General features: G+C 61.8%; 27 protein-coding genes. 23 read left to right on the forward strand and 4 right to left on the reverse strand.

Translation table 11 applies throughout. The features are described from left to right. The first annotated feature begins 101 nt into the window (after positions 1-101). The 19 genes from ACQP0N_RS23985 (at position 102) to ACQP0N_RS24075 (ending at position 16,779) form a co-directional block, all read left to right on the forward strand. A complete protein-coding gene (locus ACQP0N_RS23985) occupies positions 102-1,601 on the forward strand; it encodes a hypothetical protein (RefSeq protein ID WP_433114274.1) in 1,500 nt (499 codons plus the stop codon). A 12-nt stretch (positions 1,602-1,613) separates the two neighbouring features. Next, complete coding sequence (locus tag ACQP0N_RS23990; RefSeq protein WP_433114276.1) at positions 1,614-2,903, forward strand: phage portal protein; 1,290 nt, start codon at positions 1,614-1,616, stop codon at positions 2,901-2,903. After that, positions 2,896-3,675 (forward strand): HK97 family phage prohead protease, encoded by a 780-nt coding sequence (locus tag ACQP0N_RS23995; protein ID WP_433114280.1) that lies wholly within the window; start codon positions 2,896-2,898, stop codon positions 3,673-3,675. The genes ACQP0N_RS23990 and ACQP0N_RS23995 overlap by 8 nt, the downstream gene beginning before the upstream one ends. Further along, the gene (locus ACQP0N_RS24000; RefSeq protein ID WP_433114282.1) at positions 3,659-5,017 is read left to right on the forward strand and encodes a phage major capsid protein; all 1,359 of its coding nucleotides are present in this window, start codon (positions 3,659-3,661) and stop codon (positions 5,015-5,017) included. The genes ACQP0N_RS23995 and ACQP0N_RS24000 overlap by 17 nt, the downstream gene beginning before the upstream one ends. Before the next feature lie 69 nt (positions 5,018-5,086). After that, positions 5,087-5,263 carry a hypothetical protein gene (locus ACQP0N_RS24005; protein WP_433114284.1) on the forward strand — a complete coding sequence of 59 codons (177 nt, stop codon included), beginning with the start codon at positions 5,087-5,089 and terminating at the stop codon, positions 5,261-5,263. Next, positions 5,256-5,849 (forward strand): head-tail connector protein, encoded by a 594-nt coding sequence (locus ACQP0N_RS24010; protein WP_433114286.1) that lies wholly within the window; start codon positions 5,256-5,258, stop codon positions 5,847-5,849. The genes ACQP0N_RS24005 and ACQP0N_RS24010 overlap by 8 nt, the downstream gene beginning before the upstream one ends. Next, complete coding sequence (locus ACQP0N_RS24015) at positions 5,849-6,262, forward strand: hypothetical protein (RefSeq protein WP_433114288.1); 414 nt, start codon at positions 5,849-5,851, stop codon at positions 6,260-6,262. The genes ACQP0N_RS24010 and ACQP0N_RS24015 overlap by 1 nt, the downstream gene beginning before the upstream one ends. Beyond that, entirely contained in the window at positions 6,262-6,432 is a 171-nt protein-coding gene (locus ACQP0N_RS24020) for a hypothetical protein (RefSeq protein WP_433114290.1), read from the forward strand. The genes ACQP0N_RS24015 and ACQP0N_RS24020 overlap by 1 nt, the downstream gene beginning before the upstream one ends. After that, positions 6,416-7,123 (forward strand): hypothetical protein, encoded by a 708-nt coding sequence (locus tag ACQP0N_RS24025; RefSeq protein ID WP_433114292.1) that lies wholly within the window; start codon positions 6,416-6,418, stop codon positions 7,121-7,123. The genes ACQP0N_RS24020 and ACQP0N_RS24025 overlap by 17 nt, the downstream gene beginning before the upstream one ends. A 64-nt stretch (positions 7,124-7,187) precedes the next feature. Beyond that, positions 7,188-7,616, forward strand: a complete 429-nt coding sequence (locus tag ACQP0N_RS24030) for a hypothetical protein (RefSeq protein WP_433114293.1) — start codon at positions 7,188-7,190, stop codon at positions 7,614-7,616. A 4-nt stretch (positions 7,617-7,620) separates the two neighbouring features. Further along, a complete protein-coding gene (locus tag ACQP0N_RS24035) occupies positions 7,621-8,088 on the forward strand; it encodes a hypothetical protein (protein WP_433114295.1) in 468 nt (155 codons plus the stop codon). Between the two features lie 2 nt (positions 8,089-8,090). Beyond that, the gene (locus ACQP0N_RS24040) at positions 8,091-8,390 is read left to right on the forward strand and encodes a hypothetical protein (protein ID WP_433114297.1); all 300 of its coding nucleotides are present in this window, start codon (positions 8,091-8,093) and stop codon (positions 8,388-8,390) included. A gap of 120 nt (positions 8,391-8,510) precedes the next feature. Beyond that, positions 8,511-10,532, forward strand: a complete 2,022-nt coding sequence (locus tag ACQP0N_RS24045; protein ID WP_433114299.1) for a hypothetical protein — start codon at positions 8,511-8,513, stop codon at positions 10,530-10,532. 1,216 nt (positions 10,533-11,748) lie between these two features. Then, positions 11,749-13,269, forward strand: a complete 1,521-nt coding sequence (locus ACQP0N_RS24050) for a hypothetical protein (protein ID WP_433114301.1) — start codon at positions 11,749-11,751, stop codon at positions 13,267-13,269. 323 nt (positions 13,270-13,592) lie between these two features. After that, complete coding sequence (locus ACQP0N_RS24055; RefSeq protein WP_433114302.1) at positions 13,593-13,802, forward strand: hypothetical protein; 210 nt, start codon at positions 13,593-13,595, stop codon at positions 13,800-13,802. After that, positions 13,799-14,146, forward strand: coding sequence for a hypothetical protein (locus ACQP0N_RS24060; protein WP_433114304.1), 348 nt, complete (start codon positions 13,799-13,801; stop codon positions 14,144-14,146). Before ACQP0N_RS24055 ends, ACQP0N_RS24060 begins: the two co-directional genes overlap by 4 nt. Then, positions 14,143-14,328 (forward strand): hypothetical protein, encoded by a 186-nt coding sequence (locus tag ACQP0N_RS24065; protein ID WP_433114305.1) that lies wholly within the window; start codon positions 14,143-14,145, stop codon positions 14,326-14,328. The genes ACQP0N_RS24060 and ACQP0N_RS24065 overlap by 4 nt, the downstream gene beginning before the upstream one ends. Positions 14,329-14,376: 48 nt before the next feature. Continuing rightward, positions 14,377-15,186, forward strand: a complete 810-nt coding sequence (locus ACQP0N_RS24070) for a hypothetical protein (RefSeq protein ID WP_433114307.1) — start codon at positions 14,377-14,379, stop codon at positions 15,184-15,186. 816 nt (positions 15,187-16,002) lie between these two features. Next, positions 16,003-16,779, forward strand: a complete 777-nt coding sequence (locus ACQP0N_RS24075) for a GntR family transcriptional regulator (protein ID WP_433114309.1) — start codon at positions 16,003-16,005, stop codon at positions 16,777-16,779. A gap of 124 nt (positions 16,780-16,903) precedes the next feature. Here the strand turns inward: ACQP0N_RS24075 and ACQP0N_RS24080 are convergent, their stop codons facing one another. From ACQP0N_RS24080 to ACQP0N_RS24090, 3 genes are all read right to left on the reverse strand, one after another. Next, positions 16,904-17,086, reverse strand: a complete 183-nt coding sequence (locus ACQP0N_RS24080; protein ID WP_433114311.1) for a hypothetical protein — start codon at positions 17,084-17,086, stop codon at positions 16,904-16,906. Positions 17,087-17,656: 570 nt separating this feature from the next. Further along, a complete protein-coding gene (locus ACQP0N_RS24085) occupies positions 17,657-18,349 on the reverse strand; it encodes a DUF2637 domain-containing protein (protein ID WP_433114313.1) in 693 nt (230 codons plus the stop codon). Then, entirely contained in the window at positions 18,346-18,531 is a 186-nt protein-coding gene (locus ACQP0N_RS24090) for a hypothetical protein (protein ID WP_433114315.1), read from the reverse strand. The genes ACQP0N_RS24085 and ACQP0N_RS24090 overlap by 4 nt, the downstream gene beginning before the upstream one ends. A gap of 48 nt (positions 18,532-18,579) precedes the next feature. On the opposite strand from ACQP0N_RS24090, the gene ACQP0N_RS24095 reads away from it, so the two are divergent. Next, entirely contained in the window at positions 18,580-18,831 is a 252-nt protein-coding gene (locus tag ACQP0N_RS24095; RefSeq protein ID WP_433114317.1) for a hypothetical protein, read from the forward strand. A 9-nt stretch (positions 18,832-18,840) separates the two neighbouring features. Further along, positions 18,841-19,923, forward strand: coding sequence for a polyprenyl synthetase family protein (locus ACQP0N_RS24100; protein WP_433114319.1), 1,083 nt, complete (start codon positions 18,841-18,843; stop codon positions 19,921-19,923). 161 nt (positions 19,924-20,084) lie between these two features. On the opposite strand, the gene ACQP0N_RS24105 is transcribed toward ACQP0N_RS24100, so the two are convergent. Beyond that, positions 20,085-20,459 carry an Rv2175c family DNA-binding protein gene (locus tag ACQP0N_RS24105; protein ID WP_433114321.1) on the reverse strand — a complete coding sequence of 125 codons (375 nt, stop codon included), beginning with the start codon at positions 20,457-20,459 and terminating at the stop codon, positions 20,085-20,087. 178 nt (positions 20,460-20,637) lie between these two features. Here ACQP0N_RS24105 and pknB point away from each other — a divergent pair, with 178 nt between their 5' ends. Together pknB and ACQP0N_RS24115 are read left to right on the forward strand one after the other, a co-directional pair. Beyond that, positions 20,638-22,626, forward strand: a complete 1,989-nt coding sequence (pknB, locus tag ACQP0N_RS24110) for a Stk1 family PASTA domain-containing Ser/Thr kinase (protein WP_433114322.1) — start codon at positions 20,638-20,640, stop codon at positions 22,624-22,626. Beyond that, positions 22,626-23,501: a deoxyribonuclease IV gene (locus ACQP0N_RS24115; protein ID WP_433114324.1), complete on the forward strand. Its 876-nt coding sequence runs from the start codon at positions 22,626-22,628 to the stop codon at positions 23,499-23,501. The genes pknB and ACQP0N_RS24115 overlap by 1 nt, the downstream gene beginning before the upstream one ends.

Genomic DNA, 23,501 nt, shown 5'->3' on the forward strand with positions numbered 1-23,501 from the left:
GCGAGCGTTTCCAAAGGATGCCGCCTCAATCGCAAAGCAGCTAGGGGAAGTCCTGGCTGAACTTGACCAACTGAATAGCGAGCAAGAAGGAGGGACGCCACTTGACGACCTCCTTGCTTCGCGGCAGCCAACTGCCGACGTTCGGCCACCAGCCTGATTATGTTCAGACCCGAGGCGACGAAGCCGTAGCGCTCGCTCAACTGCTCGGCATCCCTCTAGACGAATGGCAAGCCAACTACCTTCGCGCAGCGCTCGGTGAAATCCCCGATCCGCTGAACCCTGGCGGTTACGTATGGGCTGCTACCGATTGCGTTCTGATTGTTCCTCGACAGTCCGGCAAGACCTTCCTGATTGAGGTTCTGATCCTCGCCGCGCTCTTCCTCTTTCATGAGAAGGTCGTGTTGACGAGTCAGAACAAGGAGAACTCCAAGAAGGTTCTCCTGAGTATTGCCGACCGCATCGAGAAGTCACCGACGAGTCTCGGACTCAAGGGAAAGCTCCTCCCTGAGCGGAAGTGGTTGGTTCTCAACAACGGCTATGAGGAGATCAAGCTCAAAAGTGGTGCCTCCCTTTCTATCCGTGCCAGAGGCAAGGACTCGGGTCGAGGCGGCACTTTCGATCGGCTCGTCAATGACGAGAGCTATGACGTCGTAGACGAAGACCTCGGAGCCTTGCTGCCCGTGCTGTCGGCACGGCCCAACCCTCAAACATGGTGGGTCTCTACACCTCCTCTGAGCGCTGTCACCGGTGAGCCCTTCACCAAGATGCGACGTCGGGGCAGGGAGAAAGACCCTGGGGTTGTCTGCTGGGAGTGGGGAGCCCCTGATGGGCCGCTAGACCTGGACGACCGAGAGCTTTGGGCCAAGACGAACCCGGCCTTCAACATCCGCAAACGAGAGGCTGTAATGGCCTCTCAGCGCGCGTCGATGACTGACGCAGACTTCGCTAGGGAACACCTCGGTCAATGGCCTGTACGTGCCTCTGACGCCCTTATAACCGCTGAGGGATGGTCTGCCCTAGCTCACAAGGAATCTCGCCGCACAGGAGATCTGGCCTTCGCCGTTGATACCTGTGGTTGGGGAGACAAGGCAGTTAGCTCAATCGTCGCCTACGGCATTCGTGAGGATGGCCTAGGGCATATCGAACTGATCGACCAGCGACCGGGGACTGATTGGGTCGTCTCTCGGGTGCTGGAGCTGAGGGATAAGTACAACCCTGTAGCTATCGGCTTTGACACCAAGAGCCCCGTTGGCTCTTTGCTGATCGACCTTCAGAAGGCCGGACTTGATGTCCCTGAGGACTCCGACAGACCGAAGTACGGGGAATTGGCCATCCCTGGTGGCAATGAGTTCTCACCTGCGTGTGTGGCTTTCGTGGACGCCGTTAACCAGGGAACCATTCGACACCGCGATCAGGTCGAATTCAATCGAGCTGTCCCAAACGGCAAGACAAGGAAACTAGGCGACTCATGGGCCTGGGATCGCTTTAAGAGCGATATCGACATCTCCCCGTTGGTGGCCGCGACTCTCGCTCGGTGGGCTTACGAATCTCGCTCTCACCTGGTTCGCCTTAAGCCAAACCCGAGCGCGTACCTCATCTGACGGAGGAAATGCATGGGCTTTATGAGCCGCCTGAAGTCGTGGCTTGGTGGTGAGGAGGTTGAGAGATATCAACCGCCACCGGGCAACGGCTATCAGTACACCTACGGCACGCCTAATACCGAGCGTGCTATTTCTACTTACGACAGCATGGCTAATGTTGCCTACGCTGGTAATGGTGTTGTCTTCGGCGTCATTGATACCCGACGGAGGCTGTTCAGCGAGGCGCGGTTTAAGTTCCGCAACCTCACCGATAAGCGGCTGTTCGGCACTCCAGCGCTGAGCAAGCTTGAGCAGCCGTGGCCTGGTGCGACTACTGGCGAAATGCTCTCTCGGATGGAGCAGGACGTCTCCCTATACGGGAACGCCTACATCCGTGATTGCGGCGATCGGCTAGAGCGGCTACGCCCTGACTGGGTAACCATCGTTTCCGAGATCGTCACCGACGCCTACGGCGGCGAGGTGCGCGAAGTCATCGGGTACGCCTACGAACCGACCGGCGACCAAGACCGGTCAACACAGTTCTATCCGGTTGATGAGGTCGCCCACTGGTCTCCTATTCCAGACCCGATGGCGAATTTCCGTGGCATGAGCTGGCTGACTCCGGTACTTCGCGAGATCAACGCAGACAATATGATGACCGATCATCGTGAGGCGTATTACAGAAACGCTGCTACGCCAAACATGATCATCAAGTATTCCACCGAGCTAACGCCTGACCAGGTCGACCGGATCACCAAGACTATTAGGGCTCGGCACGCTGGTCCTGAGAACGCCTACAAGACAATGCTTCTCGACAACGGCGCAGATCCGATGGTGGTTGGCGACCAACTTAATGACGCTCTCGCAATCATTCAGGCCGCTGGTGAGAACCGAATCGCTATCGCTGGTGGAGTGCCTGCGATCGTTGTTGGCCTCAAGGAAGGTCTCGGCGCAGCAACTCTCGCCAACTACGACTCTGCGATCAAGTCGTTTGCTGACCTCACGATGCGACCGAATTGGCGTTCTGTCTGCGCTTCCTTGTCAAAGCTCGTAGACGTCCCTGAAGGTGCGGAACTGTGGTTTGACACCTCAGACGTCATTGCCCTTCAGGAAGGCGAGCAGACGCAGGCTGAGACGTTTTCCGTTGACGCTGCTACTGCGTCAACTCTGCTGACCGCTGGATACACCCCTGAGTCTGTCGCCCTTGCTGTAAAGGCACGGGACATGTCCCTACTGAAGCACACCGGACGCTTCTCGGTTCAGCTTCTACCCCCTGGTGCTGAAGCACCTGAACCCCCTAAGGGAGGTGAAGCGGATGAGTGAGGAGTACCGCCGAACGTTCGCCCTCGATGACATCCAGATCAGCCGTTCATATTCTGACGGTCGCACAGTCGAGGCGTACGCCGCAGTGTTTAACACCCCGGTTGAGATCAGTGATCGGCATGGCCGATATATCGAACGAATCGATGCCGCCGCCTTTAATCGCACTATCAAGAACAACAGCGATCGTGTGGTCTGTCTCTATAATCACGGCTACACGATCCATGGCACGCCATCAGACCTTGGCTCGATTCCGATTGGCACCCCTCTAGAGATCCGCGCAGACAGCAAGGGTCTTTTTACGGTCACCCGGTATAACCGGTCGGAGATGGCTGATCATGTTCTTGAGGCCATCCGTAACGGAGATATTCGGAGCCAAAGCTTCACGGGCCAGATCTATCGAAGCTCACACACGCGTATTCCCAAGGCTAAGCATGGTGAGCCGCTTCCTACGGTCACTCGCTTTGAGCTTGGGCTGAGGGAGTACGGACCTACCCCAATGCCTGCTTATGAAGCTGCGGCGATTACCGCTGTTCGCTCAGTACAGGAGATCGCAGAAGAACTCGCGCATCTTGACGAAGATGCGATTGCGGACCTCGTCCGCACGCTGTCAGCCACTTCCTTCGGGGACTCGGCAACAGAACGCGCCACTTCGGTAAGCACCGAACTCGGCTCCGAGGATTCGCCTGATTGGCACTCCGCTCGGCTTCGACAACTCCGACTCAAGTCGGAGATGCGTTCCCGAGGAGTTACTACAAATGAAGAAGCAGTCTGAGCAGCTTTCCGCCGAGATGGAGATTCTTCGCGCTGAGCTGAAGACCATCGAGGATTCTGACAACCCGACCGAGGATGAGCTTTCGCGCGGTGAAGCTCTCCTTGAGGAGTGGGACGTCAAGCGTTCGGCCTATGACAAGGCCGTTGCTCGTGAGGCCAAGGTTGATGAGGTGATGCGGGCTTCGCTGAACTCCGGTAATCGCGAGTCCGGCCCGACCGTCATCACTCGCACTAAGCGCAACCCGTACGAAGAGTTGCACCGTTCGAAGACCTGGACGGATTCGGACTTCATTGAGCGTGCCAAGGATGCCATTGAGCAGGCTCCGGAGCACATGAGTGACGAGGCTCGGGAGAACGCTACGGCTCTGGTTGAGCGCTCCCGTGGTGGCCTGAAGCGAGACGTTGCGGAGCACATCCTCAAGACCGGCTCGCCTGAGTATCACGAGCTGTTCCTTGACTACATCGGAGACCCGGAGAACATGGCGCAGCGTGCTGCGCTGTCTCTGACTTCGGCGAACGGCGGTTACCTGGTGCCGTTCACCCTGGACCCTTCCGTCATCCTGACGAACAGTGGTTCGGCCAACCCTTACCGCCGGATTGCCTCGATCAAGCAGACCGGCACGAACGAGTGGAACGGTGTTAGCTCTGCTGGCGTCAACGCTGGCTGGCTCGCTGAGGGTGCTGAGGCATCTGACAACACCCCGACCTTCGGTCAGGTAAAGATCCCAGTGCACAAGGCTGCGGCCTGGGTGTTCGGTTCCTTCGAGGTGCTTCAGGATTCGGACTTCGCCAGTGAGCTGCCGATGCTGATGGCTGACGCCAAGGATCGGCTCGAAGAGGCAGCGTTCACCACGGGCACTGGTTCCGGCCAGCCCAAGGGCATCATCACTGCGGCCACTACGACTGTGACCGCTGGTGGTACTGGTGCTTACGCGGTTGCCGATGTGTACGCCCTCCAGGCCGCTGTTCCGCCTCGGTGGCGGGATAAGGGTTCCTGGGTGATGAACATGTCGACCGTCAACCGGACTCGGCAGTTCGACACCGCCGGGGGTAGCTCGTTCTGGGCGAACCTGGGTGCCGGCACCCCGGAGCGACTGCTTGGTCGTCCGGTGTACGAGTCGAGCACCATCGCTAGCACTTTGACGACCGGCAGCAAGATTGCCGTTTACGGCGACTTTTCGCAGTACGCGATTGTTGACCGCATCGGTATGAGCCTGATGTACGAGCCGATGATCAAGGGTGCTAACGAGCGTCCTACTGGTCAGGCTGGTTGGTTCGCTTTCTGGCGCGTGGGCGCGGACGTTCTCACCCCGAACGCTTTCCGCACGCTCGTCACTGGCTAATTCGGAGTCGAGAGACGGAGCCTCATTGGCTCCGTCTCTCCTCCCCTGCCTGCCGAAAGGAGGTATGCAATGAGCGACATGGTTGCAACGAAGACGTTCTTCACCTGCATCGGAGACGTCGAGATCTGCGTTCGGGAAGGCGAGGAGTACGCCGCTACCGAGCTGGTGGTGAAGGCGAACGCTGAGTTTTTCGAGAGCAAGGCTGTCCCTGCACCTCGCCGGAAGGCGGCTGCAAAGAATGGCTAACGAGTACACCACTCTTCCGCTGCTGAAATCCTACGTCGGCGAGAACACGAACACCTACGACTTGTTCCTACAGCAGTGCCTAACGACTGCTTCCCGGTCGGTGGAGTCGCACTGTAGGCGACGGTTCTACGCTGACGCTGCTGCGACAGCCCGAACTTATCGTCTGGCTGACCGGCTGGTCTGTGATCCTGACGGAGACCTCATCATCGTTGATGACATCTCTAGCCTGACTGATCTGACGGTTGAGAAGCAGAGCGGTTCTAGCTGGAACGCTGTTCCTGACTACAGCAGTGAGCCTGAGAACGCCTTAGCTATTAGTCGACCAATTACGTATCTCCGTCGTCCAGGCGGCTTGTGGTCAACTCCGATGGACACACGTATTCGGGTCACCGCTAAATGGGGCTGGCCTGCCGTTCCGGATGAGGTCGTTCAGGCGACCCTGTTACAGGCTGCTCGGTTGTTCAAGCGCAAGGATTCCGTTGGCGGAACTGTTGGCAATGAAGAGTTCGGCTTTCTCCGGATCACTCGTGTCGACCCTGACGTCCAAGCCTTGCTCCGTCCGTTCGTCATTCAGGCGGTGGGTTAATGGATATCTCGTTGATCCGTACACGTTTGGCTGAGGCCGTTGAATCGGTGACTCCTGAACTGAACCGATACGCCTACGCCCCTGACTCGGTATCGGTCCCCTGCTTCTACGTCGGCGGTGTCGAGATTGATTACGACATAACGATGGGCCGAGGTAGCGACGAGCTGACGCTTACCTGTGTAGTTCTGGTGAGCGCTAAGAATGATCGATCGGGTCAGGCTCAGCTTGACGCGTATATCAGCGGTTCTGGTCCGAGTTCCTTGAAGGCAGCCATTGAGGCTGATCCCAGCCTTGGTGGAGCCTGCGACACCTTGGACGTGACGAGGCAGCAGGGCTACGGATTTCACACGGTCGGCGAATCCAAGTACCTCGGTGCTGAATTGGTCGTGAACGTATTCGGGGATGGTGCCTGATGGCTTCCAAGAAGTACCGCGTGAACGTGGGTCTCAACTATCCCACGAAGACGAACAAAGAGAAGCGTGCCGAGCCTGGACAGTTGGTGACTGACCTCCCCGAGAAGTCCATTCCCGAACTGATCGACCTCGGTTACATCGAGGAGGTAGGCAATGGCAATCCACAGTAAGCAGTCGCGCGTACTGATCAACGATGCTCATGTCTCCGGTCGGGTCAGTGGTTGGAGCACGACTCAGAGCCGTAGCTACGGCAGCGTCACGGGGCTCCTGGACGACGGAGAGCGGTTCGTACCTGGGTTGCTCTCGGGCTCGATGACCGTGAGCGGAACGTTCGACTCAGATCCAGACACCCTGTACGACAAGGTTGCGGCTGCTGCTGGTGTCGACAACGGGGCTCTCATCACTGTCCTGCCGGACGGCTTCACCGTTGGGAAGCCAGCCCTGATGGCTGTGGCTGATCTCTCGGAGTTCGATGTCCCCGCCTCGGTCTCCGAGGCTGTAACCCTGAGCGTCACCGCTACCGCAGACGAAGCCGTTGAACTCGGCGTTGTGCTTCACGGGCTCCAGGCCGAGACGGCCGGAGGCAACAGCTCGTCCGTGAACAACCTCGCCAGCACGGCCAACGGTGGTGTCGCTGCGCTGCACGTCAGCGCTTTCAGCGGTCTCACTGGCCTGACGGTCAAGGTCCAGCACTCGACGGACGGCTCTGTCTGGGTTGACCTGATGACCTTCACCGCAGCCACCGGGAAGACCTCAGAGCGCAAGACCGTAGCCGGCACCGTCAACCAGTACACGCGTGCCCTTTGGACGGTCACCGGTACTGGCTCAGCGACTTTCGCTCTGGCCTTCGCTCGCCGCTAACTAACTAACCATTTCCTGAACCCGCCTATGTGCGGGTTTTTTGCTGTGCTCCAAAGGAGTCCCTATGCCTGCCTCCCACGGTAAGGATGCCGTCTTTCAGCTTGACAATGCCTCGGGTAGCACCCCTGGCAGCCTCCAGAATCTCACGCCCTACGTCGACAGCGTCTCGGGTCTGCCGGGTTCTCGGAACCTCTCCGAGGTGACCGCTTTTGGCGACCAGGGCGTCAAGAGCATTCCCGGTCTGTTCAATACCACCTTCACCATCTCGGGCACCCTCGATCCCACTGTCGTCACTGTTGTTGGTGGCGCTCACCGAGCTTCCGTGACTGCCACCTTCGAATATGGCCCTCAGGGCTCTACTGCCGGCAAGGTGAAGTTCAGCGGTGAGGCTTGGGTTACCGACTTCACCATTGACGCCTCGGTCGGCGACAAGGTGCCTTTCTCGGCTTCGCTCCAGGTCGACGGTGTTGTCACCGTTGGCGTCTACCCGTAAGCCCATGGGTTTTGACATCCGCATGAGTGGTGGACCCGAGCTGTATCGAGCTAGTAACAAGCTCAAGCAGCTCGGCAACACCGGTCTTGGCAGAGAAATGAACCGAGGCTTCGAGCGGGCTGTACAGCCGTTGGGGCCAGCTATTCAGGCCGAAGTTCCCAAAGCAATGCCTTCCGGGTATGCGCCTGTGTTGAGCAGGTCTCTTCAATTTCGGCTGTCCCGGAGGACGCGAAGGCAGTCGACTGAGTTGCGCTACAAGGTCTATGGCGACGGGCAAAAGGAGCGTCGGGACGTGCCCGCACTCAATAAGGGCAACCTTCGGCATCCGGTCTACGGGAAGCGCCGCAAGGCGTGGGTCAGCCAGAAGGTTCGACCCGGCTTTATTGACGAGCCGATGAAACGGCTCGTACCGAACGTCAAGCGAGAGATGACTCTCGTCCTCAAGAACGTCTCAGATCAGCTCAAGGGGTAGGAATGATTCGAATTACGTTTACTGCCGAAGACCGGGAAGCGCTAGGCGTTCCAGAGGTCATCGAGTATGACAACGCAAACCCTCGCCTCCGTGACCTGAAAAGGCTGAAGGCCGAGGTTGGCCTCAGTTGGGCAGAACTCGGCAAGCAGCTTGAGGACTCGGATCTCCTCGCCATGGCGGCACTTGTGTGGCTGGCTGCTAACACGGCCGACGGGGTAAGTGTGACCTGGGAGTCGTTCGATCTAGACCTCATCAACACGAGTATTGAGCTGGTCGATTCCCCAAAAGCCTCGAAGAAGTAGAGGCTCTACTACCGCTGTTCGCCCACCTCTTCGGCATGAAGCCAGATGAGGTCTACGGGCTGACTGCATCTCAGTTTGACCTGTTTGTCGATTACGCCAACAACTTCATAAGGAGCGACCGTGGATAAGCGCGAATTCTTGTGGTCGCTCATCGGTCGAGAGACGGTCAGCACGGCAGCCAAGAAGGCTGGTGGTGCTGTCGAAGATCTCGGCAAGGACATGAAGGCGACAGCCCACGACGCCGCCAGGCTAGACAAAGAGATTGCAGGCGCTGAGAACGGGCTCAAGGATCTCGCCGTTCAGTTCGCTAGGACCAGCGATGCCGCAGAACGCATGGACATCAGCAAGGCCATGCGGAAGCAACAGAGCGAGCTACACAAGCTGACCAAGGCCAAGAGCTTCATCGAGGAAGGTTCTGAGGCAGCTTCAGGCTTCGCGGCTTCGTTCGTCGGCCGAATCGGTCCCTTGGTCGCTAAGGCTCCTCTGGGGCCGGCTGGGGCCGTCCTAGGGGCTGGTCTGGCTGCTGCTGCTCTACCAACCATCGCAGCCGGCATCGCTGGCGCGGTAGTCGGCGGGGTTGGTCTCGGCGGTGTCATCGGTGGCCTTGCTCTCGCTGGCAAGGACTCTCGGGTACAGGCCGCTGGTCGAGACCTCAAGGACGCCGTCCTTGGTGACCTCGAAGAGTTCTCCTCGGTCTTCGTTGGTCCAGCGGTTCAGGGCATCGGGATCATCCGTGGTGCCTGGGCTGAGGTCACCGATGAGGTAGAGGACTCCTTCGGCTCGGCCGCGAAGTACGTCACCCCGCTAGCCCGAGGCGTAGCGGGGCTCCTTCGGGAGGTCGCTCCAGGCGTACGGGATGCCATGCAGTCGGCCGGACCGGTGATCCGTGAGATCTCTGCGGGTCTGCCTCGGGTGGGCCGTGCCCTCAGCGAGATGTTCTCCACCTTCGCTGACAACGCCGACGAGGGCGCTTCCGCCATCCGATACCTCTTCATGGTTGTCGAGGGCGGCATTGGTGCGGTCACCACGACGGTTGATGTCTTCTCCAGTCTCTATCGGACTCTCCTTGACATCGGGGAAGCCGGAGGGGCTGTAGCGGACACCTTGTGGGGCTGGCTTCCCGTTCTCGGCGGAAAGGTCGATGAGGGTCGGGCAAAGATTGCCGAATTGAAGGGTGCGCTCAACGACACTTCGGGATTCGACAGCACGACCACGGGAGCCAAGAACCTAACCGATCAGCAGATCATTCTGAACAGCAGTATGCGAGACGGCATCTCTGCCGCTGGTGGTCTTTCGGCAGCCTTCGATCAGTTGAACGGCAAGGCTCTGAGTAGCCGCGAAGCTGAGTCGAATTATCAAGCTGCGATCGACAACGTCACCGCAAGCATCAAAGAGAACGGCAAGACCCTCGATCTCAACACCGAGAAGGGCCGAGCCAACGACCAAGCCATTCGCAATCTCATCAGTTCTGTCGATGCGAAGGCTCAGGCTGTTTACGACGAGACTGAGGCCACTCAAGGGCAGGCTGCCGCTGAGGCTGCCGCCGCAAGGGTCTATGAGACCGGTCGTCAGCAGCTCATTAAGAACCTCGTTCAGCTTGGGTTGACCAAGAATGGGGCTCAGGCTCTCGCTGACCAGATCATGAAGATTCCGAAGTCGTGGAACACCACGATCAGCGCAAGCACTGCCGCCGCAACGAAGATTCTTGAAACCTTTCAGAAGAGGGTCAATGGCCTCACCGGTAAGACGGTAACCGTTCAGGTGAAGACCAACGGCGATCACCGAATCGTCGGTGTTGGAACCCAGATCAGGGGTGCCGCTTCTGGTGGTCCTATCACGGGCTCAGGGCCGAAGGGCAAAGACTCTGTTCCGATGATGCTCGCTCCGGGCGAACACGTCCTCACCGCTCGGGAGGTCGATGCTGCTGGTGGACATGGAGCTATTGAAAGTCTCCGTGCTGGCCTTCGTAACGGAAGGCCGATGACTGGTGCCAGGTCTTCCGGCGGATCTGCGCCGGCTGCTACCGGCGGAATTGTTATTCAGACGCTTGTTGTTCAAGCGAACTCTCCTGCCGAACTTGTTGAACAACTTCAGAAGGAAGCCCGCCGGGTAGGCGGCGTCAAGAATCTATTTGGGGGCTGAAATGGCGTTCCCTCAGACTCCGTTGCCACTACTCGGCGAACTCTACGTAGGCGGACTTGGTTGGGTCGACATCACCTCTGACGTTCGTCAGGGTTCTGCCCATTCCGGAGGCGGTATCACGATCACTCGTGGTCGCACTGCCGAAGGTCAACGAACCATCCCGGGGCAGTGCTCTTTCGTCCTCAACAACCGCCAAGGGAAGTACTCTCCTCGAAACCCAATGAGTCCCTACTACGGGCTCATTGGCAGAAACACGCCTGTTCGATTCAGCTTGCCCCTCTTCAAGGACACCTTCAGCCGCACTGTCTCAGGCGGATTAGGCACCTCAGATGAAGGCTACGCCTGGTCTGTTAGTGGTGCGTCAGAGTGGTCTGTTAGCTCGGGCAAAGCAACCTTGGCCCTAACCGCTCTGAACACTGTTCGCACAGCGATCCTCGGTAGTGGTGCCCTGGCTGTTGACTCGGATCAGGTAGCGGATTTCACGCCGTCAGCAGCCATGACTGGCGCGTCGCTCGTTACCGGCTTTGTCGCCAGGTATCTGAGCGGAAGCAACTTCTATTGGCTGCGAGCCGAGTTCGATCCTGGCAACACCATGACCTTGAAGATTTCCCGAATGGTCAACGGTGTGCAGACTGAACTTGGTATGGCTAGACCCGTACCGGGCGTCACCTACGGTGCAAACACACCTATTCGAGTGCGTGCCTGTGTTGTTGGCTCTCAACTGAGCATCAAGGCGTGGCCGGTTGGCTCGCCTGAGCCTCAGGATTGGCATCTGACGGTCGGGGACACATCTCTACGCAGTCAAGGTAACGGCGGTTTTCGCCAATACATCGTCGCTACCAACACTAATAGTCCGATCCCCACCGTCAGCATCGACAACTACTCGGTCTCGTGGCCACGCTTCCACGGAGAAATATCGTCATGGCCTCAGCGCTGGGATATCTCCGAGAATGACCAGTGGGTACCCGTTGAGGCGTCAGGCGTGAAGCGTCGCCTCAACCAAGGGACCAAACCGATCAGTTCCCCCATCTTCCGCGCGCTGACCCAGTACGCGCCGACAGGCTATTTGCCTCTGGAGGATGGTGCGGACAGCACCAGTGCGGCTAGTGCCATTCCAGGTGTTCCGGCTGGCGTCGTAACTGACGTGTCATTCGCCAGCGATGATTCGCTCCCTGGTGCCACGACATCAGCACGTTTGGCCCTCAACACCTCAAGCTTGACGTTCTTCAACAAGCCGAAGTCAGGCGTGTCCTCCTGGACGTTTCTATTCTACTTCAAGTTCGATTCGTTGCTCTCCTCTGGCGCGCCAGTTCTCCTACGCCTCAAGTCAACCGGGACCGTTACTGATTGGACTTTGACCGCTGACAACACCGGTTTCATCTGGACTGGTACGGACGCTAGCGGCTCAACGGTTTACAACGGAACCGGAACTTATGGAGGCGGTGTCTCTCCTACTAGCTGGATTGCTATGCAGCTCAATTTGATTCAGTCAGGCGGAAGCGTAGACGTGAATTCAAAGTGGCATAGCGTCGGGTCAGAGACCTTCTTTGTCATGGGTGCCGGCGGACCCGATTACGCCGGCACCGTAGGAAACGTCACTTCAGTGACAGTTGGCCCCAACAGTCTGCCGCCCATGTCTATAGGACACGTGGCAGTGTTTCCCAAGGAAGCTGAGTTCGGAACGACGACATTTATGCAGGGCTCTAACGGCTACGTCGGGGAGACTGCCGGCAGGCGTCTTCTACGCCTGTCCGCTGAGGAAGGCATTCCTGTTGCTGTGGCAGGCGAGCCGGACGAGACAGAGCCCATGGGCCGACAGCGCTCGGACACCTTCCTCAACCTGCTTGATTCCTGCGCTGATGCCGATGGCGGGATCTTGCACGAGACTCGAAACGGTCTCGGGCTGATCTATCGAACGAGAGCCAGCCTCTACAACCAAACCCCGTTGGCGTTGTCGTACGGCACTGGACACGTCTTCGACCCCTTCGAGCCAATCGAGGATGACGGGGAGATACGCAACGACGTCACAGTGACCCGTGAGGGTGGCTCTTCGGCTCGTGCTGCTCTTGAGACAGGTGCGTTGTCGATCCAGCCTGCCCCTGATGGCGTTGGTGCCTACACCGACGCCGTAACCCTCAACCTCGCCAACGATGGCCAGCCTCCCAACCACGCAGGTTGGCGTGTGCACCTCGGCACCGTTGATGAGGCTAGGTATCCCAGGGTCAGGGTCAACCTTGCCGGTACGGCCTGGTCTAGCGATACCCAGCTCACCAGGAAGGCTGGGGCTCTCGACGCTGGTGACCTCGTGACCATCGGCGACCTACCGCCGTGGTTACCACCAGGGCCAGTGAGCCTGATGGTTCAGGGCTACACCGAGAGGCTTGACGCCTTCCTCTGGGACATCACCTGGAACGCGACGCCAGGCACTCCGTGGACGGTCGCCGAGGTCGACGGTGAAGACCGTGTCGACTCTGACTCTTCTGTTCTGACGTCTGCCGTCAGCAGTTCAGCAACAACTCTGACAGTCGGCTCAGCCCTTATCGACGTGTGGACCACTGACCCAACCGACCTCCCCATTCCGATTCTGGTTGGCGGGGAGCGGATGAGTGTCACTGCGATATCCGGCACGTCGAGTCCACAGACGTTCACAGTCACCCGAGCCATCAACGGGATTGTCAAGGCACACAGCAGCGGCACAGCCGTCCACGTTGGTCGTCCCGCAATTGTTGCGCTCTGACGGGCTCTGCCCGAGGAGAACTTATGCCTAGTCCACCATCATTTGCCCCAGGGACACGACTGACAGCAACGAGGCTCGGTTTCCTTGTGCAGCCACCTTTAGCGCGGCTGCGTCAAACTGTCGCTCAGGCAATTCCGAATAACACCGCTACCGCTCTAACGTTCACCACCGAGGTTGTTGATAACGACATCGACGGTGTTGGCGGACACTCGACCACTACGAACACAACCCGTTGGACCGCCCGCTATTCCGGCTGGTATCGGGTTTCAGGCGGTTGCTCGTTCGCTAGCAATGCCACAGGGTTTCGCCTACTGAGCTGGTCTGTGAATGGGACCATCATCCCCGGCGTTGATGTGCTGCTTGCTGCGGTGTCTGGAAACACCACACGCATTCCAGCGCGTACCGCAGTGATCTACTTGAACGAGGGCGACTATCTGGAGCTGAAGGCATACCAAAGCTCCGGTGGTTCCCTAAACACTGCTGTTGGTAACGACGAGCAAGCGTCGATGGATGTCCTCTGGGTGTCGGCATGATTGATTCAAATACCGTCGCCGTAGTCGTTGCTGCCATTACCACCCTCGGAGGTGGATGGCAGTTCCTCTCGAACCGAAGGCTTGCAAAGTCCAACGACGAGAAGGACCAACGCTTAGCTGATCTCGAAAAGCACAAAGTCGAGAGTCAAGCGTACGAACGAGCCCGAGCGCACTACGACGCAATCATTGACGACCTGATGAAGCACGTCGAGTGGCTGAAGCAAGAGCTTGCTGACACCAAGAACGAGAACGAGCGGCTGAGAAGTCGAATCGAAGCTCTGGAAAAGACAATTGAAGCGCTCCGGAATGCGAGCGTCATCGTGATTGAGGGAGACAAGAAGTGAAGATTAGCCCTGTCGCCAAGGCGTACGTGACTGCTGTTAGCTCGGTCGTTACCGCCCTGAGCGCGGCGTTCGCCGATGACGTCTTGGGTGACAACGAGGTCGCCGGTTTGGTGTCGACTGTGGCTCTGGCTGCGCTCGGCGTGTATGCGGTCTACAAGGTTCCCAACAAGCCGGAGGCGTAATGGCTTGCTTCCTGAATAGGGATGTCAACACCCAGAGAGGAGGTGTTTATGGCAACCAGAGCAACCCCCACGATGATCGCCTTCGCCAATTCATGGAAGGCGCTCTATAAGTCTGCTGAGATCTCAGGAATCGTCGGAGACACCGATCACGCAGAGCGAGGTGGCTACCACATCTCGATTCAGGATCAGCGGTACAAGGATGACTACTCCATCCTCCGACCCGACGACAAAGCCCCTCCTGGAACTTGGCCCAGGGATGCCGCAGCGGCCGTAGATATGAACCTCGATCTAGCAGACATGAAGGTCTGCCACGGCCGGCTTGTAGCAGTGTGGCGCACCAGAACCAGTGACCCTCGGGCGAAGTACATCAACGCCCATAACGGCTGGGATGGCAACGGAGATGCCGGGCGATACGACTGGTACTCCGGCTCCTCTGGATTCGCCTCCGCTGACCACAAGTGGCATGTCCATTTGGAAATCCGGCGTCGGTACGTCAACGACCCAACAGCGATGAAGGCAATTCTATCGATCCTGCGAGGCGAAAGCCTCGCTTCTTACCTTGGAGATGACGATTTGGACGCTTCACAGAACGCAAAGCTAAACGCCGTATTCGACGTCATCACTCGGTGGCGTGCTGGGATGCCGACCCTCCTGGACGGCAAGACTGTCAACTCTCCTGTGGAGTGGCGCATCCGTGACGAGGCTTGGCAGAAGGCCAAGGACGAGGAGCTGAAGGCTCTGAAGACTGATGTTGCCAGCATCAAGGCTGCTGTTGCCACCCCCCCGGGGACCGTTGTCGTGACTGACGAGCAGCTTGAGCGAGTGCTTCGGAAGGTCATTGGTTCGGTGGACCAGTAGCCCCAAAACAGCACGAAGCCCCAACCTACTCAGGGTAGGTTGGGGCTTTTCTGCTTTACCGCCGTTGTGGAAGCTTAACCCTTCCGTCGCCTATCGCTGTCTTGAGAACCTGCAAGCCTGCCGACCGAACGAAGACTCGCCGACGCTCCACGGCGGCATTCTTGTTGTCGAGCTGATATCCATCGACCCAGAGCCAGCCATCATAGGTAATCCAGTCAGTTACTACCTTGATCACCCTGAACCTGATTGGCCTTACGAATTGAACGCTTGCCTGCTTGCTGAGAAGCAGAACGTCACCCGGATTGAGGTTCATTAGCCTGCCTCCTTTCGCGCCAAGCCTTCAGGTGTTCGCTGGCCTCCACCAGCCGTGGGCACGAACCTTCTGGGGTGCACTTCGAGCAGACATTCCGGTGGTGGAAGTCGATCACGTAGCTAGCCATGATCACGAGAAACGGGGGTTCCGGTCGAGGCTCCTCAAGCATCATGACGGTTGTCCCGCCGGTTGCGAAGCTTCGCGGTCTGGCGCTTCGTCTCACTCTGCCTCGGTACCTCGACGGTGCGGTACGCACCCGTCTGCCCGGGAAAGCTCGTCCGCTCTACGACGTCCATCGGCTTGTCTGGTCTCTGGAACCACTTCCAACGGCGCACTCTGCCTCCCGGGCTCCTTGGGTGTGGCCGGCACGGAGTGCCTACCCCTAGATCACTCTGCGTGCCGGCCACACCCAACCGTAAACCTGTCTATGCAACCTGTCCAGACAGGTACTGTCGTGTCATGGCGAGCAAGCGGTTGGGAAGATCGGGAGTACGGTGACGAGCGTGCCTACCCCGCACCCACAGCCACGCCGCTACCGGCAGGTTGCCGATGAGTTGCGCCACCGCATTGAGGCTGGCGCGATCCCACCTGGCTCCTTGCTGCCCAGCGAAGCAACGTTGATGGCTGAGTTCTCAGTCGCACGCGGAACCGTTCGTGAAGCCCTGGCGCTGCTGCGCTCTGAAGGTCTCGTGATGACGGAGGTAGGACGTGGGACCTATGCCCGTCCGATCGCGCCTGTGCGTCGGGTGGCCTCTGAGCGATACCGCAAGGAGTTGGATCAGGTTCGCTCCGGTGAGCTTGGCACCTCGTTCACTGCTGACCAACGGATCGAGTGGTCTGCGTATGGTCTCGACAAGGCATTTCGGGAGGTGCCGGCATCACGGGCTCAAGCTGAACTGTTCGCAGTAGAACCGGGCACGATGTTGCTTGAGCGGCACTTCGTGTTCCGGACTCACGGCGAGCCGCAGCAGATGTCTATCTCATGTCTGTTGCTCGATATGGTCGCTGGCACTCCGGTAGCCGACCCTGACAACGAGCCATGGCCAGGCGGCAACACGTCACAGCTCTACAGCCTCGGGCCCACCATCACGGGCATCCGTGAACGTCCTCGGTGGAGGATGCCTACCGCTGACGAGGTTGAGGCCCTGCGCATCCCTGGCGGGGTTCACGTAATCGTGATCACTCGGCAGACGTACGTTGGCGATCGAGTGGTTGAGGTAGCAGAGATAGTAAGGCGTGCAGACCTTGTGGATTTGGACTACTGGATTGACTTGACGTAAGCTGACCGCGCTCCGGAGAGGAAAACCTAATCAAGGGTGCTCCTGCTAATGACTCCAGACGCAAAGAGGACCCCTACCCATGCTCGGATAGGGGTCCTCGCCTTTTAGGCGCTGAGAATGGCTCTCAGCGGGCTAGAAACCACCTCTCGTCATCCGGCGTGACGTAGAAGATGACGTTAGCTCCAGAGTCTAGATAGATGGACCGGGTCGGGCTTGCGAACAGCGGCATCAGGATCGACGTCGGGACGCTCCCGTACCGATCGGCGAACTCGTCGTCAGTAAGATGAATGAACAGGGGCTTCGTCATTATTAGTTCTCCTTGTTCCAGCGCTTACCGCGCTTGATGTTTTCTGCCTGAGTTACGCACTCCAGGTGCGATGGGGAGATACACAATCCGAGGCCAGAGCAGCCCCGGGAGACCACGTGGTCGATGACCTCGTCAGGCTGAAGCCCGAGGTAGACCCTGCCGACGATGCGGTGACAGAAGTCGACCCGACCGTCTACGCCTTGCGTCTTCCCGTAAGTGTTGAACTCCACCTTCGAAGCGCCACCGGTCCAATAAAGACAGCTGGTCTCAGGGTCCTCAATGGTGCGCTCGTTCAGCATCCAAGCCGCTAGCTCAGCCTCGGTAGCCATCGTGGGCCGACGCTTCGCTGAGACGTAATAGGGGTTGGGCCGAGAAGTAATCATGGTTCTCTCCGTATTCAGTTTTGGGCAAAGCAAGAGGGCCGCTGCACTAGGCAGCGACCCCCTGAGTCGGGGCTATTGAATTGTCAGAACAGGTAGTTGCTGATTGGTCCGTAGGCACAGAGGACGACCAGTGCGAACAACGTAGCTAGGGCAAGCTGCCTGCCGGTCGGCAGGAACTCTCGGAGCTTCATGCGGTCGCTCCGGCACGCCGGTAGTTCTGTAGCGTGCGAATGCTGATGCCGAGTTCATCGGCAACCTTCTGCCAGGTGCCGAGCTGAGGCTTGAGCTGATCGGCACGCCGGAGGACTTCGGCGGCCTCGATCCTCTGCTGGCTGCTCGCTTTCCGGTGCCGACGTGCAACACGACGCTTCCGAGGGGTGTTGCTGGTGCCTACCGGGTCGGCAGGCTCAGGGTCGGCATCGGCAGACGCCTCGATCGGCAACGGTGCATCAGCAACAGGGCTGTCGGGACTTGCCGGTTCGTCGTCGGCAACAGGCATGGTCGGCAGACCGGCAAGGACCATCTTGCTGAGTCCCATGAAGGCCAGAGCGGGCACAGCCGAGAGCAACCAGCCACTTGCCGAAGGCTTCGCCACGGCCAACTGTGCCGACAGGCTCAGGGCTACCGCAGCGAGCAACAGGCACATCGGAAAACCGATGCCCTTGCCGGTACGTCGGTTGCGCCGGATGGTCAGCAGTGCACCGATCGGCACCAACTCTGAGATGACAGCGTTAGCCCAGCCGAACCAGTCATGGGTGCCAGCAGGGCTGTTGTCCATGGTCCAGTCGTGCACGTGGGTGAAGGACGCAGCACCAGCAGCCAGGCCAACGACGGTGAGAATGAGGATCTGTGCTGCCTGCTCAGGGCCGTTGAGCTTCACCGAAGACCTCCGACCAGGAACGCGCTGGCGTCTTCGGTGAACACGGGGTCAGAGTCGGTCCGGCGCAGAAGCTCCGTGATCAAAGCGAACTTCGTCCAGATCCTCAGGGCCTGGATGAGGTCAAGAAGTTCTTCGTGATGACCGTCGTACTCGTAGCCGAGGTTGATGTCGTCGCTGCTCATAGGACTCTCCGGGACTCAGAGGCGGTCTGTAAATCTGACCTTCATGACGTGTCCCGGTGGGAGCGGCAGCGACGCGTACCCGGCGGGTTCTGGCTCGGCTGGCTCGCCGTCGTGCTGGACGTACCGGCGGCGGTCCTCACCGAGGCGGCTGCGGGCACCCGGCGGGCCGGACCGCCCGCGACCACCGGGCCGGGCCGGGGCAGCGCGGCGACCGCGCGCCCGACCGGGCGGCCAGGTGCCGGCCCGCGGCCCGGCCGGACTACGCGTGGCGGTGGGGCGCGGGCCGTGGGGAACCGCTAGCGTCGTGGCGTGACCCATGCTGCTCCCGTGTCCCCCGTCGACCGCGCCGGCCTGCGGCAGCGGGTCGACGAGGCGCTCACCGAGTTCCTGGCCGGCCAGCGGGCCCGGTTGACCCTGGTTGACCAGGCCCTCGTTCCGGTGGCGGAGGCGATCGAGGCGTTCGTGCTCGGTGGCGGCAAGCGCCTACGCCCGGCGTTCGCGTACTGGGGATTCCGCGGCGCCGGCGGGGTGGACGGCGACGAGGTTCTCACCGCGCTCGCGGCGCTGGAGTTCGTGCAGGCCAGCGCCCTCATTCACGACGACCTGATGGATCGTTCCGACACCCGGCGGGGCGAGCCGGCGGTGCACCGGCGGTTCGCCAGTCGGCACCGGGCGGCCGGCTGGGGTGGCGACGCCGACGGGTTCGGCGACGCCGCCGCGATCCTGCTCGGCGACCTGTGCCTGGTGTGGTCCGACGAGCTGCTGCACTCCGCCGGCCTGGACCTGCGGGCGCTGGCCCGGGCCCGGCCGGTCTTCGACGAGATGCGCACCGAGGTCACCGTCGGGCAGTACCTCGACGTGCTGACCCAGGCCACCGGGGACACCTCGCTGGAGCGGGCCGGCAAGGTGGCCCGGTACAAGTCGGCGAAGTACACCGTCGAGCGTCCGCTGCTGCTCGGCGCCGCGCTGGCCGACGCGGGCGAGGAGGTCCGGACGACCTACTCGGCGTACGGGCTGCCGTTGGGTGAGGCGTTCCAGCTCCGCGACGACGTGCTGGGCGTCTTCGGCGACCCGGCGCAGACCGGCAAACCGGCCGGGGACGACCTGCGCGAGGGCAAGCGCACCTACCTGGTGGCGGCGGCCGTGGAGACCACCGACGACGCGGGCCGGGAGCTGCTGCTCGGTCAGCTCGGCAACCCGGACCTGGACGAGCAGGGTGTGGCCCGCCTACGCGAGCTGATCCAGGCGAGCGGGGCCCTGACCCGCACCGAGCAGCGCATCGTGACGCTCACCGACACGGCCCTGGCCGCCCTGAGTGCCGTAGACCTGGACACCGAGGCCCGCCAGGCCCTGGTGGACCTGGCCATAGCCGCCACCCGCCGAGCCGACTGACCCGCCCGCCCCGCCCTGTCCCCGTCCCCGTCCCCGTCCCACGCTGCGTCGATCTTGCACTTTCGGTGGCGACATAAGGGGCAGACCAGCCCATCACGGCAACACAAAGTGCAAGATCGGCGCAGCGTGGGACGGAGGGCTTCCCACACCACGCGGGTCGGTCAGAAGCCCAGGGCTTGGGCGCGGCGTTTGACCTCGCGGGCCTGGTCGCCGGAGAGGGCCGTGGCGGGAGTGTCGCCGGGGAGCGTGTCGTCCCGCTCGTAGAGCCAGCGCATGGCCGCCTCGTCGTCGTAGCCGTTGTCGGCCAGCAGGTTGAGCACCCCGGGCAGGTGTTTGATAACTGTCGCGTTGGCCACCAGGTCCGCGGGTATCCGGCGTACGCCGTCGCGGCGGACCGCCAACAGCTCCCGGTCGCGGATCATCTGGTGGACCTTGCTGATCGACACGTCGAGCCGCTCGGCGACGTCGGGCAGGGTGAGCCAGCCGGACGGGTCGGTGGGGCCGGCGAGCTCGGGGTCGGGTACGGATTCGGTCACCCGATCACCCTGCCACGCCGTCGGCGGCGGAAGCCATCGGCACCCCACACGTACCGTCGGTGAGCAGCGGATCGGGGCTGGCGCCGGGGCGCCGGCCCACGACGGGACGGACCGGTACGTCCTCGGGCTGTAGCATCCTGTTCAACTCTCACCCCCTGGACACATAGACTCCCTGCCGATGGACACACAGGTCGCCGACACGTTGCTGGGCTCGCTGATCGACGGGCGCTACCGCATTCGCGGTCGCGTGGCCCGTGGTGGCATGGCGACCGTGTACACCGCCACCGACGAGCGCCTCGAGCGCACCGTCGCAGTCAAGATCATTCACCCGACCCAGGCACCCGAGGCGCGGGCCCGGGTCGCCAACTTCGTGGCCCGGTTCACCGACGAGGCCAAGACCATCGCCCGGCTGACCCACCCGAACGTGGTCGCGGTCTACGACCAGGGCACCCACGCCGGCCTGCCGTACCTGGTGATGGAGTACGTGCGTGGCCGCACGCTGCGCGACGTGCTGGCCGAGCGACGCCGGCTTAACCCGGACGAGGCGCTGGCCATCGCCGAGCAGATGCTCGCCGCCATCGCCGCCGCGCACCGGGCCGGCCTCGTGCACCGCGACGTCAAGCCCGAGAACGTCCTGGTCGCCGAAGCGCCCACCGGCGGTGTCGCCAACCTGGTGGACAGCGTCGTCAAGGTGGCCGACTTCGGGCTCGCCCGCGCGGTCGAGGCCAGCGCCGACGACGAGCAGGGCAACCAACTGATGGCCACCGTGGCGTACGTCGCCCCGGAGCTGGTCACCGAGGGTCGGGCCGATCCGCGTACCGACGTCTACTCCGCCGGCATCGTGCTGTTCGAGATGCTCACCGGTCGGGTGCCGTACGACGGGGGCCGTCCCGTGGACGTCGCCTGGCAGCACGTCGACCGGGACGTGCCGGCGCCCTCGACGCTGGTGCCCGGCCTGCCGCCGGCCCTCGACACCCTGGTGCAGCGCGCCACCCGGCGTGACCCGTCCGCCCGGCCCGCCGACGCCGGCGCGCTGCTGGCCGAGGTCCAGGTGGCCCGGGACCAGTTGGTCAACGTCAACAGCACCAGCACCGCCGTCCTGCGGCGGATCACCGACGAGCCGCCGGCCTCCCAGCCGACGATGATGGTCGCCGCGATCCGCCCGGCGCAACGGCCGACCTGGGCGCGGCTGCCCGAGGGCGGTGCGCAGGGCCCGGGTCGCCGGCGGGCCGCACCGGAGCCCGCCGAGGGTCTGGCCGCGCGGTTCGCCGAGTTGCGCACCAGGATCCTGGGCAGTTCCCAGGGTCGCCTGGCCTTCGCGGCCGTGGTGGTGGCGCTGGGCCTGGTGGCCGCGCTCGGTGGCTGGTGGTTCGGCGTCGGCCGCTACACGTCCGCCCCGCAACTGGTCAGCCTGAACAAGGCCGAGGCGCAGGCCCAGGCCGAGCGCGCCGGTCTGACCCTGGCGTACGGGGAGCCCCGCTTCGACGAGAAGGCCCCGAAGGACAGCGTGCTGGGGCAGAGCCCGGCGTCGTCGAGCAAGATCGTCAAGGGCGGCACGATCACCCTGACCCTCTCGTTGGGCCCGGAGCGCTTCCCCGTGCCGGACGTGATCGGCAAGGAGTACGAGCTGGCCGAGGCCGATCTGGTCAACGCCCAACTGGTGGTCGCCAAGGGCACCGCCCGCTATGACGACACCCTGCCGGCCGGCGTCGTCCTGGACAGCAACCCGAAGGTGGGCGCCGAGGTCAAGCCGGGCACGAAGATCACGCTGATCCTGAGCCGTGGCCGGGCGCCGGTGACGGTACCGAACCTGGTGGGCAAGAGCCTGACTGAGGCGCGCACCAAACTGGGCCAGCTCGGCCTGGTCCCGGTGGAGAGTTTCAAGGACTCCGACAAGCCCAAGGACGAGATCCTCGGCCAGAGCCCGGCCGACGGTGGGGGCGTGGAGAAGGGCACCGAGGTCAAGCTGGAGATCAGCAAGGGTCCGCCGCTGGTCGTGGTGCCCCGGGTGATCGACCTGCCCTGCCAGCAGGCCAAGCAGGTGCTGGAGAGCCAGGGCTTCCCGGTTACGGTCGCCGTCAACCCGAACGCCGTGGCCCGCATCCAGGCTCCCGGGGAGAATTCGCAGGTGCCTCCGGGCACCCCGGTCGTCATCACGTGCTTCTGATGACGGCGGTCTCCGCGCGGCCGGTGGGCGCGCACACCCCGACCTCCGGCGGGCTGGCCAAGGCGGCCCTGCCATACCTGGACGCGACCGGCGCCGCAGCCGTGCAGGTGTACGTCTCGAACTCGCGGGGCTGGGCGCTGCCGCCGGGCGACCCGGCGCAGGACGCGCTGTTCCGCGACGGCTGCGCCGAGCGGGGCATCCCGGCGTTCATCCACGCCTCGCTGCTGGTCAACCTCGGCTCACCCACCCCGGCGACCGTCGAGAAGTCGGCGCTGACACTGGCGCACGCGCTGCGCCGGGGCGTGGCCATCGGCGCGCGTGCGGTGGTGTTCCACGCCGGCAGCGCGGTCGACGAGGGGTACGCCGAGGAGGCGATGCGGCAGGTCCGTCGGGAGCTGCTGCCCCTGCTCGACTGGACGGCCGAGGCCGGCGGACCGATGCTGCTGGTCGAGCCGAGCGCCGGTGGCGGTCGTTCCCTCGCCTCGCGGGTCGAGCAGCTCGGGCCCTACCTCGACACGGTGGACCGGCATCCGATGCTCGGCGTCTGCTTCGACACCTGCCACGCCTGGGCGGCGGGGCATGATCTGGCCGCCGAGGGCGGCATGACCGCGACCCTCGACACGCTGGTGGCCACCGTGGGAGCCGACCGGTTGCGGCTGGTGCACGCCAACGATTCCAAGGATCTGTGCGGTTCCACCCGGGACCGGCACGAGAACATCGGCAAGGGCACCATCGGCGAGCCGGCATTCGCCGAGCTGATGGCCCATCCGGCCACCGCCGGCGTCCCCGTGGTGGTGGAGACCCCGAGCGAGAAGCAGCTCGGCCACGCCGCCGACATCGCCATCCTCAGCCGCCTGGCCCGTCATCCTTCCTGA

This window comes from Micromonospora sp. CA-246542, assembly GCF_050942905.1.
GTDB lineage: Bacteria > Actinomycetota > Actinomycetes > Mycobacteriales > Micromonosporaceae > Micromonospora.